Consider the following 17,541-nt stretch of genomic DNA (forward strand, 5'->3'; position numbering starts at 1 on the left):
ATAAAATTTTGTCATTGAACAAGTAAAAGCAAAAACTGTACACTTTAGGTCTGAAAACAAATTTTATAAAAAAAAACCTCCACAAAAATTTTGATCTTTGTGAAGGTTAATTTTCTATTGGCAGATTAAAATTACACTAACTTTCTTTATTGTCTTTAACCATCCACGGAACAGTAAAGTAAAATGCAATAGCAATAAGGGTTGCTACTATTCCGGTTCCAATCCACAAAACGGTGAAGCCCCATTTTTCGGCAATTAAAGTTCCTAAATAAGGTGTTACGATGAACGCAACTGAAAATGAAATCCCGTTCAGTCCCATGTAAGCACCTTTGTTGTTTTTCCCTGATCGTAAAGCTGTAATTGTAGACATAAAAGGTAATGCCCAGATTTCTCCTACAGATAATAAAGTCATAGAAATGATTAAGGTTAAAATACTATAATCAAAACCTAGCATTGCATAAGAAAGTCCGCAAATAAAGGTTCCTAAAAACATAGTTCGTGCTGAAGTTAAATGTTTTTCTGCGATTTGCACCAAACCCATTTCGAGCAAAACAACAATAAATCCGCTGTAACCTAAAAGATAACCGATATATTGCTGACTTAGATTCGCTGTATCTTTATAGAAAATAGTTAATGTACTGAATAGCTGAAAAAAACAAATGGCAAATAGCATACATAAAAAACAGTAAATTAAAAATTTACCATCACGGTACGGGGAGTTTTCTTTTTTAATCTCTACAATTTCTTGTACTTTTCTAGCTTTAAGTTTTGCCAATTTGTTGCGTTTTCGAAAGAAAACAATGTATAAAATACCGGCCGATAAAGCAGCTAATGCGTTGGAATAAAACAAAAATTCATAAGAGATAGCCGACAAGATACCGCCTAGAGCTGGGCCTATAGAAAATCCTAAATTTACTGCCATTCTGTTTAATGAAAATGCTCTGGTAATATTTTCTGGTTTAGCGTATTTCGTAATTGCTACTGAATTTGCAGGACGAAAAGCATCGCTTACGATACTTTGTAACAAAATAATCGCAGCTACGCCCATTTCTGTTTTGAAAAGCGGAATTAAACAAAATAAAGGAACACTTAATAACAGACTGAAGTACTGTACTTTATACTCTCCAATTCTATCAGTTATAAATCCACCTAACCATGAGCCAATTACCGAACCGATTCCGAAAAAACTAAGTACAATTCCTGTATTTTCTATACTGAAATTGAGATGTGCAGTCATATAAACTCCTAAAAACGGGAGTACCATAGAACCTGCACGGTTGATGAGCATAACCAAAGCAAGCATCCAACTTTCTCGTGATAGCCCTTTAAATGAATTGGTGTAGAGATTAATTAGTTTCACTTTTTAAATTTTAAATTGATGCATTTTCTAAAAACAAATGGTTGTATCTTTTTTCACAAATATTAGAATAAAATCTAAGAAAACATGCCAAAAGATCTTGTAAAATAAATATTCAAAATAAAAAAAACAGGACTTAAAAAAATAAGCCCTGTTTCATTTATAAGATATAAATAAATTTTTACTCTGGCTTATAAGAGTCTTTTAAGGTCACAGTTCTGTTGAATACAAAATTTGTATCTGTAGAATCTTGATCTTTTGTAAAATAGCCAATTCTTTGGAACTGAAGCGGTTCACCTACCGCAACATCCTTCAAGCTCGGCTCAGCAAATCCTTGAATAATAGCAACAGATTCTGGATTAATGAAATTTAAAAAATCCACATCTTTCTCAGCATCAGGCTGTTCTACTGTAAATAGCTTTTCGTAATTTCTGATTTCTACAGGAATCGCATGTTTAGCAGAAACCCAATGAATCGTTCCTTTTACTTTTCTTAAACTTTGCTCCGTTCCGCTGCCAGACTTTGATTTTTCGTCATAAGTAGCATAAATGGTAGTAATCTCACCATTTTCGTCTTTTTCTACTCTTTCACCTTTAATGATATAAGCAGATTTTAAACGGACTTCTCCACCTAATCTCAATCTAAAGAACTTATTACCAGCCTCCTCTTTAAAATCCTCGCGCTCAATATACAATTCTTTTGAGAACGGGATTTCTCTTGTTCCGGCATTTTCCTGTTCATTATTGTTTTCGGTTTCTAGCCATTCCTCTTGATCTTCAGGATAATTCTCTATCACTAATTTGATAGGATCAACAACTGCCATTACACGTTTTGCAACTTTATTCAAATCTTCGCGAACGCAAAAATCTAATAATTGAATTTCAATTAAGTTTTCTCTTTTTGCAACACCTACTCTATCAATAAAATTCTTAATAGCATTTGCCGTAAAGCCCTTTCTACGCATTCCTGAAATGGTAGGCATCCTCGGATCATCCCAACCGTTAACAGCATTTTCAGCAATAAGTCTTTGCAGCTTTCTCTTAGAAGTAATCATATAAGAGACATTCATCCTTGCAAATTCTCTTTGCTTATTTTTAATTTTTCCTTCCTCGTATACTTGGTCTAAATACCAGTTATACAATGGTCTATGATTTTCAAATTCTAATGAGCATAATGAGTGAGAAATTTGTTCTAAATAATCAGACTCACCGTGTGCCCAATCATACATTGGATAGATCTTCCAAGTCGTTCCTGTTCTATGATGTGGTCTTTTCAAAATTCTGTACATTACAGGATCGCGCATATTCATATTCGGCGAAACCATATCGATTTTCGCACGAAGTGACATTGACCCTTCCTCAAATTCACCATTTTTCATCTTTTCGAATAAATCTAAAGACTCTTGAGTAGGACGGTTTCTATATGGAGATTCTACACCTGGTTCTGTGGGATTTTTTCTTTGCTCGGTAATCAGTTCAGAAGGTTGCTCATCAACGTAAGCTTTTCCTTCTTTAATCAACTGCACTGCCCAATCGTAAAGCTGCTGAAAATAATCGGATGCGTACAATTCTTTATCCCATGTAAAACCCAGCCATTCAACGTCTTTTTTGATAGAATCTACATACTCTTGCTCTTCTTTTTCAGGATTTGTATCATCAAAACGTAGGTTTACAGGAGCATTGTATTTTTCACCCAAACCAAAGTTGATGCAGATTGCTTTCGTATGACCTATATGGAGATAACCATTGGGTTCAGGTGGAAAACGAAAACGAAGTTGATCATTCTTCAGGCCGTTTAACAAGTCATCTTCGATAATTTGCTCAATAAAATTGAGTGATTTTTTTTCTTCTTCCATTAAAATTCGCTTTAAAATATCGTATTTACCGACAATTTGCAAATTTAGGAAAATTTAAGTGTTAAAAAAAAAGATATTTTAGTCTGTAATTGTATAAAGTATAGAAATGATTAATAAACTTTATCTTGGAAAAATTATCTGAAAAATTTATACCTATTTTACCCTTCAATAAGATTGAGAGTTGAATATTTCTATAGATATTAATTTTTAAACGTAATAATTAAACTTTTACAAAAAAAATATAAGTAGAATTCCTAATCAATATCTTCAATACAAATATCAATAAAATCGGTCATTAGTTGTGATATAGATAAAATAACCTTCTCGATAAATTGGCATGAATTTTGCTGATTTAACATGCTTAAACACAACTCAAAATGAAAACGATGAAAAGAAAAATTACCCTCTTTTTAGATTACTTAAAACGCACTATTTTTATTGAAGACGTAATCTAAAAACCACATTTATTTTTTGTTAAAATAAAGTTGATCTCCTATAAGACTAAGTGGGGTATCAAAATTATTAGTAAACAGCCCTCCAGTGCCTAATCCTTGTGGCATTGTATTGTTTTTTGTGTAAGTATATTGTGATATGGCATTCAATCCTACATTACTTTCTAAAGCAGAAGTTATCCACCATTGAATATTTTGTTGTTCTGCAAGAAAAATCCATTCATCACAACCTGAAAAACCTCCTACTAAAGCAGGTTTTAAAATGATATATTGAGGTTTTATCTTTTCTAAAAGCTTCTTTTTTTCAGAAAATTCAATAATTCCTATCAATTCTTCATCCAAAGCAATTGGTGTAGAAGTCTCGGAACAAAGTTCAGCCATATCTTCCCAGTATCCCGCTTTAATCGGCTGTTCTATTGAATGAATATTTAAATCTGAAAGTTGTTGTAAGATAATTTTGGCTTCATCTTTCTTAAAGCCTCCATTGGCATCTACGCGAAGCTCAAGCTGATTTTTAGAGAATTTATATCTTAATTTTTGAAGAATTTCGTATTCGGATTTCCAGTCAACACCAATTTTAAGTTTAATACATTGAAAACCTTTATACAGTTTATCCTGAATTTGCTCTTCCATAAAACCAATATCGCCCATCCAAATCAAACCATTAATAAGAATTGGAAATTTACCTTCTGTAAATTGACTTGGAAAGTATAAATTTTCACCATTTTTTAAATTCAAAATAGCCTGTTCATAACCAAACCAAATTGACGGAAATTGTTTTAATTCTTCTTTTAAAAGAAAAGTATCAGCATTTATGTTTTCACAAAGCCATTTCAGTTTTTCTTCATATTCTGGTTTATCGTCATAACTCAAGCCTCTGAAAATTGCACACTCACCTATTCCTTTTTTTTCGTTTTCTGAAATTTCAAGAATAAACGTCTCTTTATCAAGCAAAACGCCTCGAGAAGTACCTCCCGGGCGTTTGAATTTTAGTAAATATTTAAAATATTGTGCTTTCATTTATTTCACGCTGTCAATTCGCATGAATTCTTCAGCTTTCTCTACCATATCTATGCTTCCAGCAAAAAATGGGATTCTTTGGTGTAGTTCTGTAGGCTCCACTTCCATGATTCTTCTGAAACCATCTGTAGCTTTACCACCGGCTTGCTCAGCCAAAAATGCCATTGGATTACATTCGTATAGCAATCTCAGTTTTCCGTTTGGAGACTGGCCATAAGATGGATAGATATAAATACCTCCTTTTAACATATTTCTATGAAAATCTGCAACTAATGAACCAATATATCTTGATGTATAAGGACGGTCTCCTTCTTCCATCTGGCAATATTTCAGGTAATTTTTAACTCCTTGAGGAAATTTAATGTAATTACCTTCGTTTATGGAATAAATTTTTCCTGTTTTTGGGAACGTCATATTGGGATGAGAAAGGTAATAAGTACCTAATGACGGATCTAAAGTGAATCCATTTACTCCGTTTCCTGTAGTGTAAACAATCATCGTTGAAGAACCGTAAATAACATATCCTGCAGCAATTTGATTAATACCTTTCTGCAAGAAATCTTCTAGCTGAACTGGAGTTCCTGGCTCTGTAACTCTTCTGTAAATTGAAAAAATTGTTCCTACAGAAACGTTAACATCAATATTTGAAGAACCATCTAGAGGATCGATTAATACAACATATTTACTTAAATGGCCGTTTTCACCGCATTTAATATCAATAAAATCGTCGTTTTCTTCAGAAGCAATTCCACAAACGACTTCTCTTTGAGAGAGTGCAGTGATAAAAATATCATTGGCAATGACGTCTAGCTTTTGCTGCTCTTCCCCCTGAATATTTTGATTTCCTGCCGCGCCCGTTATATCTACAATCCCGGCTTTGTTTACTTCTCTGTTTACTACTTTCGAAGCAAGCCTTATTGCACTTAATAATCTAGAAAATTCTCCGGTAGAATACTGAAAATCCTCTTGTTTATCTATAAGAAACTCACCTAATGTCTGTAATGACTGCTCTGACATAATTTTTTTTAATAAATCGGTTTTGCCAAATATCGTAAAATTTAAAGACTATATAAAGTAAATATCAATATTTTAGTTATCACTTGAATATCAATACCTTAACAAGGTAAATCTAATGAAATCTAATTTATTTTATTAAATTTAAATTAAAAAAATCACTAAAAACAGATCTTAGGAAGTGATTATGTGAATTTTAAATAAAAAAATGAAAATTACTATCCAAAGACAAGCCTTTCATATATCGTTGTAAATTTATAATTTTGACCTCCGTAAAAAAACCCGAATGATTTTTATATAACAATTTTATTCTTAACAATTTAATGAAAATTTTCAAGTTTGGTGGTGCATCTGTAAAAGATGCAGAAGGTGTAAAAAATGTATCTGCAGTATTGGAAAGCCAAGGCTTTTCTAAATGCCTGCTTGTGATCTCTGCAATGGGGAAAACAACAAATGAGTTGGAGAAAGTTGTAGAATTTTACTTCAAAAAAGACAACTACCAAAATGAAATTGAAAAGATAAAACGAAAACACACTGAGATTGCCGAAGGTTTATTTCCTGAAAACCATCCTGTTTTTGCAGAAATCAATCTTTTTTTTGATGATATAGATTCTTTTCTGAGAAGAAACAAATCACCAAATTACAACTTCGTCTACGATCAGGTTGTAAGTTGCGGCGAAATGATTTCTACAAAAATAGTAAGTGAATATCTGAACGAAATTCAGTTTACCAACCAATGGCTAGACGCCAGAGATTATATACAGACTGACAATTCTTACAGAGAAGGTATGGTGGATTGGGGGAAAACTGAAGAACTGATTTCTCATCTAAACAAAGAAATTTGCTATGTAACACAAGGCTTCATTGGTTCAGACGATAATAATTTTACGGTAACGTTGGGAAGAGAAGGATCAGATTATTCTGGGGCAATTTTCGCCTATTGTTTAGACGCTGATGCCATGACTATTTGGAAAGACGTTCCAGGTGTAATGACTGGAGATCCAAGGAAATTTAACGAAGTAACGTTGCTCTCCAATATCTCTTATGAAGAAGCAATAGAAATGGCCTATTACGGAGCGAGTGTAATTCATCCAAAAACATTACAGCCACTTCAGCAGAAAAACATTCCTTTTTATGTGAAATCTTTTTTAGAACCTACAGAAGCTGGAACTAAAGTTGGTTTTTCCGATAAAAATCAAAACGAAGAATCTTACATTTTAAAAGAAAATCAAACCTTGCTCAAAATCTCCACAAGAGACTTCTCTTTCATTGCAGAAGATCACATGAGCCAGGTTTTCGGATTTTTATCTAAATACAAAATTAAGGTTTCATTGATGCAAAATTCAGCAATTTCATTAGCTTTATGTCTTGAAGACAAATTCGGGAGAGCAGATGATTTGAATGCTGAATTGCAGAAAGAATTTAAAACTGAAATGATCAAAAATGTATCTTTATTTACCGTAAGACACGCAAAGAAAGAGAACATCGATCAATTTTACCAACAAAAAAACGTGCTTTTGGAGCAAATCTCTAAAAACACTTTGCAGATGGTAACACAATAAAACTAATTGCGACTAAAAAACATGAGTTTAATATCGAAAAATGATCTTATAAAAGCTTCCGGATTAGGACGTTTTGGTTTTTTCAAAAACCCTATAGCGTCTGCTGTAATGAGCCTCACAAAAATAAATGAGGTGAACAAGCTTTATGACAAACTTAAAGACAAAACAGATAAAGATTTTTTCGATTCTTTTGTAAAAGAAAGAAATTTAAGCTACATCGTTTTTGAAGAAGATCTTGCCAAAATACCCAAAACAGGACCTTTTATATTGGTTTCTAATCATCCCCTTGGTGCAATAGACGGGATTTTGATGTGCAAAATACTGTCTGAAATACGACCAGACTTTAAAGTAATGGGAAACTTTCTTTTAGAAAAAATCAAACCGATGGAACCTTATGTAATTCCGGTTAATCCGTTTGAAAAAAGAAAAGATGCTTACAATAGCTCTTCTGGTATGCGTGGCACTTTAAAACATCTTGAAAATGGAGGTTGCGTGGGAATCTTCCCTGCAGGTGAGGTTTCTAATAAAAACAATCCTTATGGAGAAATTCTGGATAAAGAATGGGAAACACCGGCACTTAAGCTCATCAAAATGGCTAAAGTACCTGTAGTACCGATGTATTTTCACGCTAAGAACAGCAGAGTTTTCTATCAAGTTGCCAAGCTTCATCCAAATCTTCAAACCATTATGCTTCCATCTGAAATGATGAAAGACAGAGAAGATCCTATCAGAATAAGAATTGGCAAACCTATTACTGTAAAAGTACTTGATGATAGTGAAAACATTGAAGAACTCGGCGAATTCTTACGCAGAAAAGTCTATATGATGAAGTCTTATTATGAGAAAAGAAAATCGCTTGCTCAAGTCATTAATCTTAAAAATTTATCGCTGAAATTCCCTCTTTTAAAGGAAGAAAACATTGTACAAAACATTATCGATGAAACTCCCAAAGAAGACTTGATAAAAGATATATCTAAACTGAGAGGAACAGATAAAATGCTTTTCAGTAATGGGAATTATGAAATTTATTTTACCGCATACGAAGAAATTCCGTCTGTGATGAGAGAAATAGGCAGACAGAGAGAACTTACGTTTCGTGCAGTGGGCGAAGGCAGCAATATGCCTTTTGATCTTGATGAATACGACAAACACTACCACCACTTATTCTTATGGGATAATGCTGCAGAGAAACTAGCTGGAGCATACAGAATGGCATTAGGTAAAGATGTTATGAAAAAATTCGGGATTAAAGGGTTTTACACAAGTTCTTTGTTTGAATTTGAGCAAGACATCCATCCTTTTTTCAAAAAAGTAATTGAAATGGGAAGAGCTTATATTTGTGAAGAATATCAGCAAAAACCTCTTCCATTATTTCTTTTATGGAGAGGAATTGTGCATGTGTGTTTAAGAAACCCCGATCACAAGTTTTTGATGGGAGGAGTAAGTATTTCTAATAAATTTTCTGAATTTTCAAAATCTTTGATGATTGAATTCATGCGTTCCAACTATTACGATTCAGCTGTAGCTCAATACATTACACCAAAAAACGAATTCAAAGTAAAACTTAGAGATCGAGACAAGCATTTGTTTTTGGATGAGATGGAGTCTGACCTAAATAAATTAGATAAAATCATTGATGACCTTGAGCCTGAATTGAGAATGCCTGTTTTAATAAAAAAATACATCAAACAAAATGCAAAGGTAATCGCCTTTAATGTTGACCCCAATTTTAATGATGCAATTGACGGGTTGATGTATATAAGAATCAGCGATCTCCCAGAAAGTACTATAAAACCTGTTTTAGAGGAAATGAGCGAGCAAATAAGAAAAGAGCAAGAAAATAATCAAGCTGAAAATCAGTAAGTTTTTATTTAAACTCAAAAAAGTTTCATTAATATTTGTTTCATATCTCAAAACTTCCTACTTTTGCATCACTTTAAAACAACGAAGTAAAAAGAATGGTTTCTTAGCTCAGTTGGTAGAGCAATGGATTGAAAATCCATGTGTCCCTGGTTCGATTCCTGGAGAAACCACAAAAAACCGCCTTACAACCATAGGCGGTTTTTTATTCCAAACTTGAAACTTTGCTTAAAGTACAAAACCCAATGGTTTCTTAGCTCAGTTGGTAGAGCAATGGATTGAAAATCCATGTGTCCCTGGTTCGATTCCTGGAGAAACCACTTAAAACCACACTTTGCGGAGCGTGGTTTTTTTGTTTTTAAACATTTGAGTATTTTTAATGAATCAATATCAAAACTTGGGGACTAGGCAAAAAGCTTAGACAACCTAAACAAGAAAAATGCTTTATCCCGCACACCTCTTAGTTGCAATCTGAAGTTTTTTATTTGGATCAATTCCAAAACTTGGGGGCTAGGCAAAAAGCTTAGACAACCTAAACAAGAAAAATGCTTTATCCCGCCCCTCGCTGCCGAATCCCGCTGCGCAAAGTCTCCCGACTTTGTGCAAGAACTATAAAGCACAGATTCCCGCTGCGCGAAGTCTCCCGACTTTGAGCAACAACCTTTGAAGCACAGATTATGTTCTGTGCTTTTTATATATTCAAACATAAAAATTTATAAATTTGAAAAAAACATAAAATGAAAGAAGGTTACATCATAAGAGATCAGGGCTCATTAAAATTGAATTAGCAGATAATCCAATCATTTTGATGTTACCAAAACAAATGAATTTTGGAAATATAGTAATTATGATAAAGATTAATAGTTTGCTCAAAGTCAGGAGACTTTGCGCAGCGAGGGTAATGCGCCATCTCCCGCTGCGCGAAGTCTCCCGACTTTGAGCAACAACCTTTGAAGCACAGATTATGTTCTGTGCTTTTTATATATTCAAACATAAAAATTTAAAATTTGAAAAAAACATAAAATGAAAGAAGGTTACATCATAAGAGATCAGGGCTCATTAAAATTGAATTAGCAGATAATCCAATCATTGATGTTACCAAAACAAATGAATTTTGGAAATATAGTAATTATGATAAAGATTAATAGTTTGCTCAAAGTCAGGAGACTTTGCGCAGCGAGGGGATTTTCACTTTTAAAAAAATATTAAAAAAATGGATATTAAAATAAAAACATTAAAATATTTCAATCTGACTAAGAAAAATGGAAGAAGTTATAGTGATTTAATATCATTAGATAGATACTTAGTAAACGTTGAAAAAGAGAGAATTTATTTAGGCGAATTTTTAATTGCTGAAATAGATAAAATGATCACACAAGGTTTAATTGATAAAAAAAATGAAAAATATTCTATAACTGATAAGGGAACTGAATATTTGATGGAGTTTAAATAAATAATTATATTAAACTATGAATTATATTGAATGTTTTTTTTCAAAATATGATTATTTTCAATTCAAAAGCTATTTTTATGAAAACCCGCTGCGCAAAGTCTCCCGACTTTGTGCAAGAACTATAAAGCACAGATTCCAAGTTTGTGCTTTTTATATATTCAAACATAAAAATTTAAAATTTGAAAAAAACATAAAATGAAAGAAGGTTACATCATAAGAGATCAGGGCTCATTAAAATTGAATTAGCAGATAATCCAATCATTGATGTTACCAAAACAAATGAATTTTGGAAATATAGTAATTATGATAAAGATTAATAGTTTGCTCAAAGTCAGGAGACTTTGCGCAGCGAGGAAGGAAAACTCCCTAAAGGTTACCCCGCTGCGCGAAGTCTCCCGACTTTGAGCAACAACCTTTGAAGCACAGATTATGTTCTGTGCTTTTTATATATTCAAACATAAAAATTTATAAATTTGAAAAAAACATAAAATGAAAGAAGGTTACATCATAAGAGATCAGGGCTCATTAAAATTGAATTAGCAGATAATCCAATCATTTTGATGTTACCAAAACAAATGAATTTTGGAAATATAGTAATTATGATAAAGATTAATAGTTTGCTCAAAGTCAGGAGACTTTGCGCAGCGAGGCGTTTATTACAGGAAACCTTTGATGTCGGAGTAAAATTTGTAGATCAAAACCCAGCTTTAAAAGCAAAATTAAAAGACTGGACCGCAAGAAGGGTCGCAGGATCTTTTAATATGGTAGAAGGAATAATGTATTTGCGAAAAAGTGTTACAGCCTATACAGTACAACATGAAATGTTCCATATGAAACTGTGGTACAAAATGACCAAAGAGTTTCCGGATTTAAAAGGTCTTTTCGAGAAAACTTTAGGCTATGAAAACCGCTTATTTCATGAAGAATATGTATTAGCACAATTTATGAAGAATCCAAGTAAATGGAAAGATTTGGATTTATTGAATGACTTAAAAGAAATAAACAGATTAAGAGATTTAAAAAAAATGAACAAGGTCGATCTGCAGTATTTTAAAAATTGGAATTTAGAACAAGAATTATTAAAATTTAAATAATATGGAAAAAGATGAGAAAGTAATAGAAATCTCAAAAAAAGTATTAACCGATTTTGGAAGAGAATATTTTGAGAATACTTTTAAGGTTTACTCCCCTCAAAAAGTCAAAGAATTGAATATTGATCAATTTAATTTTGATGTTTGGGAAACGATTGTCAATGTACCTGATGAGCAATTTGGCGGTCAAAGTCCATATTTCATTTTCTTCAAAAATGATACACTAGAACCTTTTATGTTTCATGATAGTGGTGCAGAAGGAAGAACTCCTAATTTAAAAATTATCAAAAAAAATGGTAAATATGGAATAGGAGATGAATGGACTGGATAAAATTGTTAAGTTGGTGTAAAAGCCAACTTTTATCATTTAAAATTTGCACAAACTTCAAGAAATATTTTCCGTGAGATGTTGGCATTATTCTCCAGAGTTTTGGACGAATTGAATGTAGTGGGTGAAATGTTAAAGCAAAATGCTAAAAAAGTTGGAAAATGGAGTTTGGAAGATATTCCCCCGCTGCGCAAAGTCTCCCGACTTTGTGCAAGAACTATAAAGCACAGATTCCAAGTTTGTGCTTTTTATATATTCAAACATAAAAATTTAAAATTTGAAAAAAACATAAAATGAAAGAAGGTTACATCATAAGAGATCAGGGCTCATTAAAATTGAATTAGCAGATAATCCAATCATTTTAATGTTACCAAAACAAATGAATTTTGGAAATATAGTAATTATGATAAAGATTAATAGTTTGCTCAAAGTCAGGAGACTTTGCGCAGCGAGGGGGATCAGCGAGACTTTGCGCAGCGAGGAGAAATTTTGTACATTTATCTGCAAATTTTAATGCACCCCTGGCTGATGCTTTAGATCATTATAATTTTGCATATGCTAATGTACCACACTTCACCAATGAAAAAGAGTTTAAAAATCCACCCTATAAAAGAAAATATTATACACCTATTTTGGATGTTAGTGATATGCATTAGTATGTTGCAGTCTTGTAGTAAAAATAAATATCGTTGGGAACCTGGTATTTCTGCTCCTAAGTTTTATCCTGTAGCAGGAAATGTAGATTTTGAGAATGTCGGAAATGGAAGTAATACGAGTTTTGCTCCGGGTTGGGGACAATCTTATGGTGCAATAGTCAGTAACAAATGGAAAGATGTACCAAAAGAAGTATCTATAGATTATTACAGTGTAGTTGACGGTAAAGGCTATAAAGGAAAAGTATCGTTACCGCAAAAAAAGATTAGAGATTTATTTAATGAATACCATTTAAATTCTAACGATAATTTAGGGCATCTGGTTGTAGGTATGGCACCCGGGGGTTGGATAAGAGTTTGGTTTCAGACTATTAATACAAAATCAAATCATTTGGTAAATGTGGAAGTGGTAAAAGGACAATTGAAGGAATATAAAAATGAAACTGTAGGGGTAAATTTAAAAACCAAGGATTTTAAGACATGGGGAAATACATATATTTACTGGCAACATCATGGTATCCCTTTGGAAGCATGGGCAGATAATGAAAAAGAGTATGATATCATATTTGACTTTTATAAACAGGAAAATAAAAAAGTAGGCTTTAACTACGTATCTGCAGATGGCACTTATTACCAAAAAGAAGGAGAAAAAGTGCATCAAAAACTTCCTGTACAATTCAATCCAATAGCTTGGCATAATAAATCCGGAAATGTCTACGAATGTAATCTACCCATGCCTAAAAACTTTAAAAAATATGTAGAGCATAAAAAAGTAAAGGAATTACGATTGGAACTGGAAATAGAAAGCGATGACGAACATGGAATAATATACTTAGTTACTAACAAGATTAGAGAAAAAATAGTGCGTTTTAAAAGCACGCAACCTACTGTAGAAGAGAAAAAGAACAATTCTTATTCTTATGCTACAGACATAGAATATTTCATTCCATAGCTTTCCAGATCAATTGATTTCATCATGTCTCTTTTTATATTAATTTTGAACTGATTATATATAAAATTATTTTGCCACACAAATCCTTCGTGTATTACAATTATAAGAATAAAATATTGTCGTCACGAAAGGTTCACCCTTTGGCTTTAAAACAATCTAAAGACAGGTGGTATCTCATTGCCGTAGACACCAATGACAAGGCTTTAAAATCATTCGGCTTAGACAGAATCAATTATCTGGATGTTTCAGATAAATCTTTCAGGGAAAAATACAATTTCAATTTAAGAGAACATTTCCGAAATGCTTTTGGAGTCATGAATCTCTCCGAACAAAATCCTGAAAAAATAGTCCTGAGATGCAGCCGTCATCAGGGAGAATATATCCGTAGCTTTCCTCTTCATCATTCTCAGAAAGGTTACCTTACAAAATAAACTTTCTAAAACCCTTTATGGCAAAGGATTACGAAAGAAAGCATATATTCCTGGAGAAACCACTTAAAACCACACTTTGCTGAGCGTGGTTTTTTTGTTTTTAAACATTTGAGTATTTTTAATTATCTTCGCTTACTCAATTTTTTAATTTAGAAATGAAAAATTTCATAACGACACTTCTTATTCTTGTGTTTTCGTTCTCATTTGCTCAGGAACAGGGAATTAAATTTGACCAGAGTTCTTTTAAAGATCTTCTTACAAAAGCCAAAAAAGAAAAAAAACTTGTTTTTATAGACGCATACGCTGTTTGGTGTGGTCCTTGTAAAATGATGGATAGAAATGTTTTCACCCAAAAATCGGTTGGAGATTTTTTCAATAAAAACTTCATTAGTTCCAGAATTGATATGGAAAAAGGTGAAGGCCGTGAGATTGCTCAACAATTTTCTGTACGCTCCTATCCTACTTTTCTTTTTATGAATGGAGATGGTGAACTGGTTTCACAAAACTCGGGATATATGGAACCTACTCTATTTCTTGCTATGGCACAAGATGTAAAAGCAGGTAACTCTAAAGAAGGTTCACTAAAAGATCGTTTTGCAAAAGGCGAAAACAGCCCAGAATTTTTGATTAATATCATGAAACTGAATTCTACTTCAGATTTTGAATTTGCCAAAAAAGCCTCAGAAAAATATTTTGCTACAAAAAAACCTACAGAACCTATAACCAAAGAAGAAGTAGGATTTTTGTTTTTCTTTATTAAATCTTCCAAAGATTTTAATTTTAAATATCTGCAGGATAAAAAAGCTGAAATAATTCAGTTTTTACCAGAAGAACAGTATAACGAATACAAAAATCAGATTCTGCTTTCTGATGTTATGGAAACTGCGATTGACGACAAAAATCATAGAATTGACGAAGATAAATTCATGAAAGCAGCCGAACCTTTGGTAGGAAAAGAAGCAGCTACAGCAAAATTGAATCAGATTAAGCTGAGCTATTACGAGCAAAATCGCAATTTTACAGAATATGAAAAAACAGCTTTAGAATATTATAAAAACCCTGATCTTTTTGAACCTAACGAAACCTTAAAAGCCGCTTGGATTTTTGCCGAAAACATAAAAAACAAGGCATCATTAAAAAAAGCAACCGAATGGGCAGAAAAATCTGTAATGCGTGGAGAAACTCCCGAGAACACATATATTCTAGCTCAACTTTATTACCTTATAGGAAATAAAGATTTGGCAAAAAATTTTGCTGAACTTTCTAACAGTATTGCTAAGCAGACAGGAAAAGACACCAAACTCTCTGAAGAATTGTTGAATTTAATAAAAAAATAAAACTTTGAAAAATACAGTAATCGCCATCGTTACATTATTTACGATTGCCGGCGCAAAGGCACAACAAAACGAAGTAACAGCTACAGAAACAATCTCTCCAATAGATAATTCTGAGAAAGGGATACGATTGAAAGCCAATTCCCTTTTCCTCCCCATTGGAATTGTAAATGTGGCAGGAGAATTTCAGGTTGATAAAAAAATTACAATCCAAGGGGATGTTTTCATTTCTCCATGGAAATCTTTTTCAGGACATGAACTTCAATATTATTCAGCTTCTGTAGAGGGTAGATATTATTTTAAGCAAGCATTTAACGGATTTTATCTTGGGGCAAACATTGCAGCATCTCAATTTACGCTTCAAAAATGGAACTATTGGAATGATGACATTTACATCAACGAAAAAAAAGAATCTTTTATAAAATCTGATCTTTATCAAAAAGGACATTCAATACTTTTGGGGATAACTGCGGGATACCAATTCAGACTTTCAGACAAATGGTCTATGGACATCTATGGTACCGTAGGAAGTTCTCAAGATTTCTATAAAGGCTACGAAAGAGGAACGGGAAAAAGATACGAAGATGCCACGGGATATAACAAAAGCAGTGAAATTCTTCCATACAGAGGCGGTGTTATGATAGCTTATAAAATAAGATAATTATGAAACTTTTTGGAAGAAATCACATTGTATTAATGGTAATTACATTTGCTATTTTATTTGCAATGAACTACATCGGAAATAACGAACCAGATAAACTTGAAAGAGCACTATTAACTGCAGGCTGTGGAATCGTAGGATTAACCATAGGATTAATCATCTACAACAGAGGGAAAAATGACAACAGCCCACCTCAAAATTTTGATTAAATTAAACGAATTTAGTTTTTGATACAAATTTAGTTTACACTATAACAAAAAATCGTCTGGGCTTTGGCTCGGACGATTTTGTTTTCACAGAAATTGAAAATACTCTGTTATTTAATTTTCATAAATAACATATTTCGATCTTATTTTTTTAAATTTTTCAAGACCAGTTTGCCACGAAGTTCTAATTTCTTTTTCAGATTTACCAGCGATGATTTGCTTTCTTAATTCATCACTTCCGGCTAATTTGTCAAAAAATAAATTCTTCAGAAAAAAGTCTTGCTGAGAATTTTTGTAATTTTTATACGCTTTCAGAAGCCAATGAAGATTCAGTTCTCTTAAATCATCTTTGTTATCTGAAATATTTTCGCCGTAGCAGATTTGCCCGTTCAGAAAAGGATCTTTGGCACCAGATGTTGGTTTTGGAGTGAATTGGTAAGGCAGATTTCTCGTCCATGGAGAACCGTAAATCTGGAAAGGCAATTCTGTTCCTCTTCCCACAGAAACCTGAGTTCCTTCAAAAAAACAAAGACTTGGATAAAGGTTGATTGATTTGTTGTTGGGTAAATTTGGGGAAGGTTTATCTGAAATTGCATATCGTTTTTTCTTATGATAATTTTGCATTTCTACCAAAGTATACCGAGCCTGAACACCGTTTTTAAGCCATTTTTCGCCGTTCACCATTTTGCCGTATTCCCCAATCGTTAATCCGTAAACTACAGGAACTTCGTGCATTCCTACAAAACTCTCCCATTTCTTTTTTAAAACCGGGCCATCAACATAACCGTCGTGCGGGTTGGGTCTATCGAGAACGATTAATTCCACATTATTTTCAGCGCAAGCTTCCATCACATAGGTTAAAGTTGAAATATAGGTGTAAAATCTAACACCAACATCCTGAATATCAAAAATAACAACATCTACCCCTTTCAATTGTTCCGCTTTAGGTTTTTTATTACTTCCGTAAAGCGACACGATAGGAATTCCTGTTTTTACATCGATTCCGTTTTTCACTTTTTCGCCCGCATCTGCATCGCCACGAAAACCGTGTTCTGGGGCAAAAATAGATTTAATTTTAATCTTATTCTTCACTAAAAAATCTACCAAATGTGTTTTGTCATTCAGCAAACCCGTTTGGTTCGTCACAATGGATACAGATTTGTTGGTAAGCATGGGTAGATAAATTTCTGAACGGTCGGCACCTGTTTTATAGGTATTTTGATCTTTATTTTGTGAAAAGTACAAATTATATGTTCCTAAAAAAATTAGGCAAATAAGAAGTAAATCTTTAATTTTGAAATCTAAATTCATA

The 17,541-nt window shown here is 32.9% G+C and carries 15 protein-coding genes and 2 tRNA genes; 12 read left to right on the plus strand and 5 right to left on the minus strand.

The features are described 5' to 3' along the window. Positions 1 to 136: 136 nt before the first annotated feature. The 4 genes from BW939_RS10770 to fbp all read right to left on the minus strand — a co-directional run bounded on the left by BW939_RS10770 (position 137) and on the right by fbp (position 5,701). On the minus strand, positions 137 to 1,303 hold the full coding sequence (locus BW939_RS10770) for an MFS transporter (protein WP_076452038.1): 1,167 nt from the start codon (positions 1,301 to 1,303) through the stop codon (positions 137 to 139). Between the two features lie 235 nt (positions 1,304 to 1,538). Then, positions 1,539 to 3,212 carry a glutamine--tRNA ligase/YqeY domain fusion protein gene (locus tag BW939_RS10775; protein WP_076452039.1) on the minus strand — a complete coding sequence of 558 codons (1,674 nt, stop codon included), beginning with the start codon at positions 3,210 to 3,212 and terminating at the stop codon, positions 1,539 to 1,541. A gap of 464 nt (positions 3,213 to 3,676) precedes the next feature. Beyond that, positions 3,677 to 4,684, minus strand: coding sequence for an o-succinylbenzoate synthase (locus tag BW939_RS10780; RefSeq protein WP_076452040.1), 1,008 nt, complete (start codon positions 4,682 to 4,684; stop codon positions 3,677 to 3,679). After that, the gene (fbp, locus tag BW939_RS10785) at positions 4,685 to 5,701 is read right to left on the minus strand and encodes a class 1 fructose-bisphosphatase (protein WP_076452041.1); all 1,017 of its coding nucleotides are present in this window, start codon (positions 5,699 to 5,701) and stop codon (positions 4,685 to 4,687) included. A 320-nt stretch (positions 5,702 to 6,021) separates the two neighbouring features. Between fbp and BW939_RS10790 the strand changes: the two genes are divergently transcribed. The 12 genes from BW939_RS10790 to BW939_RS10850 all read left to right on the plus strand — a co-directional run bounded on the left by BW939_RS10790 (position 6,022) and on the right by BW939_RS10850 (position 16,232). Beyond that, complete coding sequence (locus tag BW939_RS10790) at positions 6,022 to 7,260, plus strand: aspartate kinase (protein WP_076452042.1); 1,239 nt, start codon at positions 6,022 to 6,024, stop codon at positions 7,258 to 7,260. Between the two features lie 21 nt (positions 7,261 to 7,281). Next, positions 7,282 to 9,123: a lysophospholipid acyltransferase family protein gene (locus BW939_RS10795; RefSeq protein ID WP_076452043.1), complete on the plus strand. Its 1,842-nt coding sequence runs from the start codon at positions 7,282 to 7,284 to the stop codon at positions 9,121 to 9,123. Positions 9,124 to 9,220: 97 nt separating this feature from the next. After that, positions 9,221 to 9,293, plus strand: a tRNA-Phe gene (locus tag BW939_RS10800). A gap of 74 nt (positions 9,294 to 9,367) precedes the next feature. Further along, a tRNA-Phe gene (locus tag BW939_RS10805) sits at positions 9,368 to 9,440 on the plus strand. 893 nt (positions 9,441 to 10,333) lie between these two features. Continuing rightward, entirely contained in the window at positions 10,334 to 10,573 is a 240-nt protein-coding gene (locus BW939_RS10810) for a winged helix-turn-helix domain-containing protein (RefSeq protein ID WP_076452044.1), read from the plus strand. Between the two features lie 575 nt (positions 10,574 to 11,148). After that, positions 11,149 to 11,667: a zincin-like metallopeptidase toxin domain-containing protein gene (locus BW939_RS10815; protein WP_159439265.1), complete on the plus strand. Its 519-nt coding sequence runs from the start codon at positions 11,149 to 11,151 to the stop codon at positions 11,665 to 11,667. Position 11,668: 1 nt separating this feature from the next. Further along, positions 11,669 to 11,995, plus strand: coding sequence for a hypothetical protein (locus BW939_RS10820; protein ID WP_076452046.1), 327 nt, complete (start codon positions 11,669 to 11,671; stop codon positions 11,993 to 11,995). Positions 11,996 to 12,628: 633 nt separating this feature from the next. After that, on the plus strand, positions 12,629 to 13,597 hold the full coding sequence (locus tag BW939_RS10830) for a DUF2931 family protein (RefSeq protein WP_159439266.1): 969 nt from the start codon (positions 12,629 to 12,631) through the stop codon (positions 13,595 to 13,597). Positions 13,598 to 13,686: 89 nt separating this feature from the next. Further along, positions 13,687 to 14,028, plus strand: coding sequence for a helix-turn-helix transcriptional regulator (locus BW939_RS10835; protein ID WP_228417197.1), 342 nt, complete (start codon positions 13,687 to 13,689; stop codon positions 14,026 to 14,028). Between the two features lie 155 nt (positions 14,029 to 14,183). Next, positions 14,184 to 15,365, plus strand: coding sequence for a thioredoxin family protein (locus tag BW939_RS10840; RefSeq protein ID WP_076452049.1), 1,182 nt, complete (start codon positions 14,184 to 14,186; stop codon positions 15,363 to 15,365). Between the two features lie 4 nt (positions 15,366 to 15,369). Continuing rightward, the gene (locus BW939_RS10845) at positions 15,370 to 16,023 is read left to right on the plus strand and encodes a DUF3575 domain-containing protein (protein WP_228417199.1); all 654 of its coding nucleotides are present in this window, start codon (positions 15,370 to 15,372) and stop codon (positions 16,021 to 16,023) included. Positions 16,024 to 16,025: 2 nt separating this feature from the next. Continuing rightward, positions 16,026 to 16,232: a hypothetical protein gene (locus BW939_RS10850; RefSeq protein WP_076452050.1), complete on the plus strand. Its 207-nt coding sequence runs from the start codon at positions 16,026 to 16,028 to the stop codon at positions 16,230 to 16,232. Between the two features lie 111 nt (positions 16,233 to 16,343). On the opposite strand, the gene BW939_RS10855 is transcribed toward BW939_RS10850, so the two are convergent. Then, positions 16,344 to 17,540, minus strand: a complete 1,197-nt coding sequence (locus BW939_RS10855; RefSeq protein WP_076452071.1) for an exo-beta-N-acetylmuramidase NamZ family protein — start codon at positions 17,538 to 17,540, stop codon at positions 16,344 to 16,346. Between the last annotated feature and the right edge of the window lies 1 nt (position 17,541).

Source organism: Chryseobacterium piscicola (assembly GCF_900156685.1).
GTDB classification, from domain to species: Bacteria; Bacteroidota; Bacteroidia; order Flavobacteriales; family Weeksellaceae; genus Chryseobacterium; species Chryseobacterium piscicola.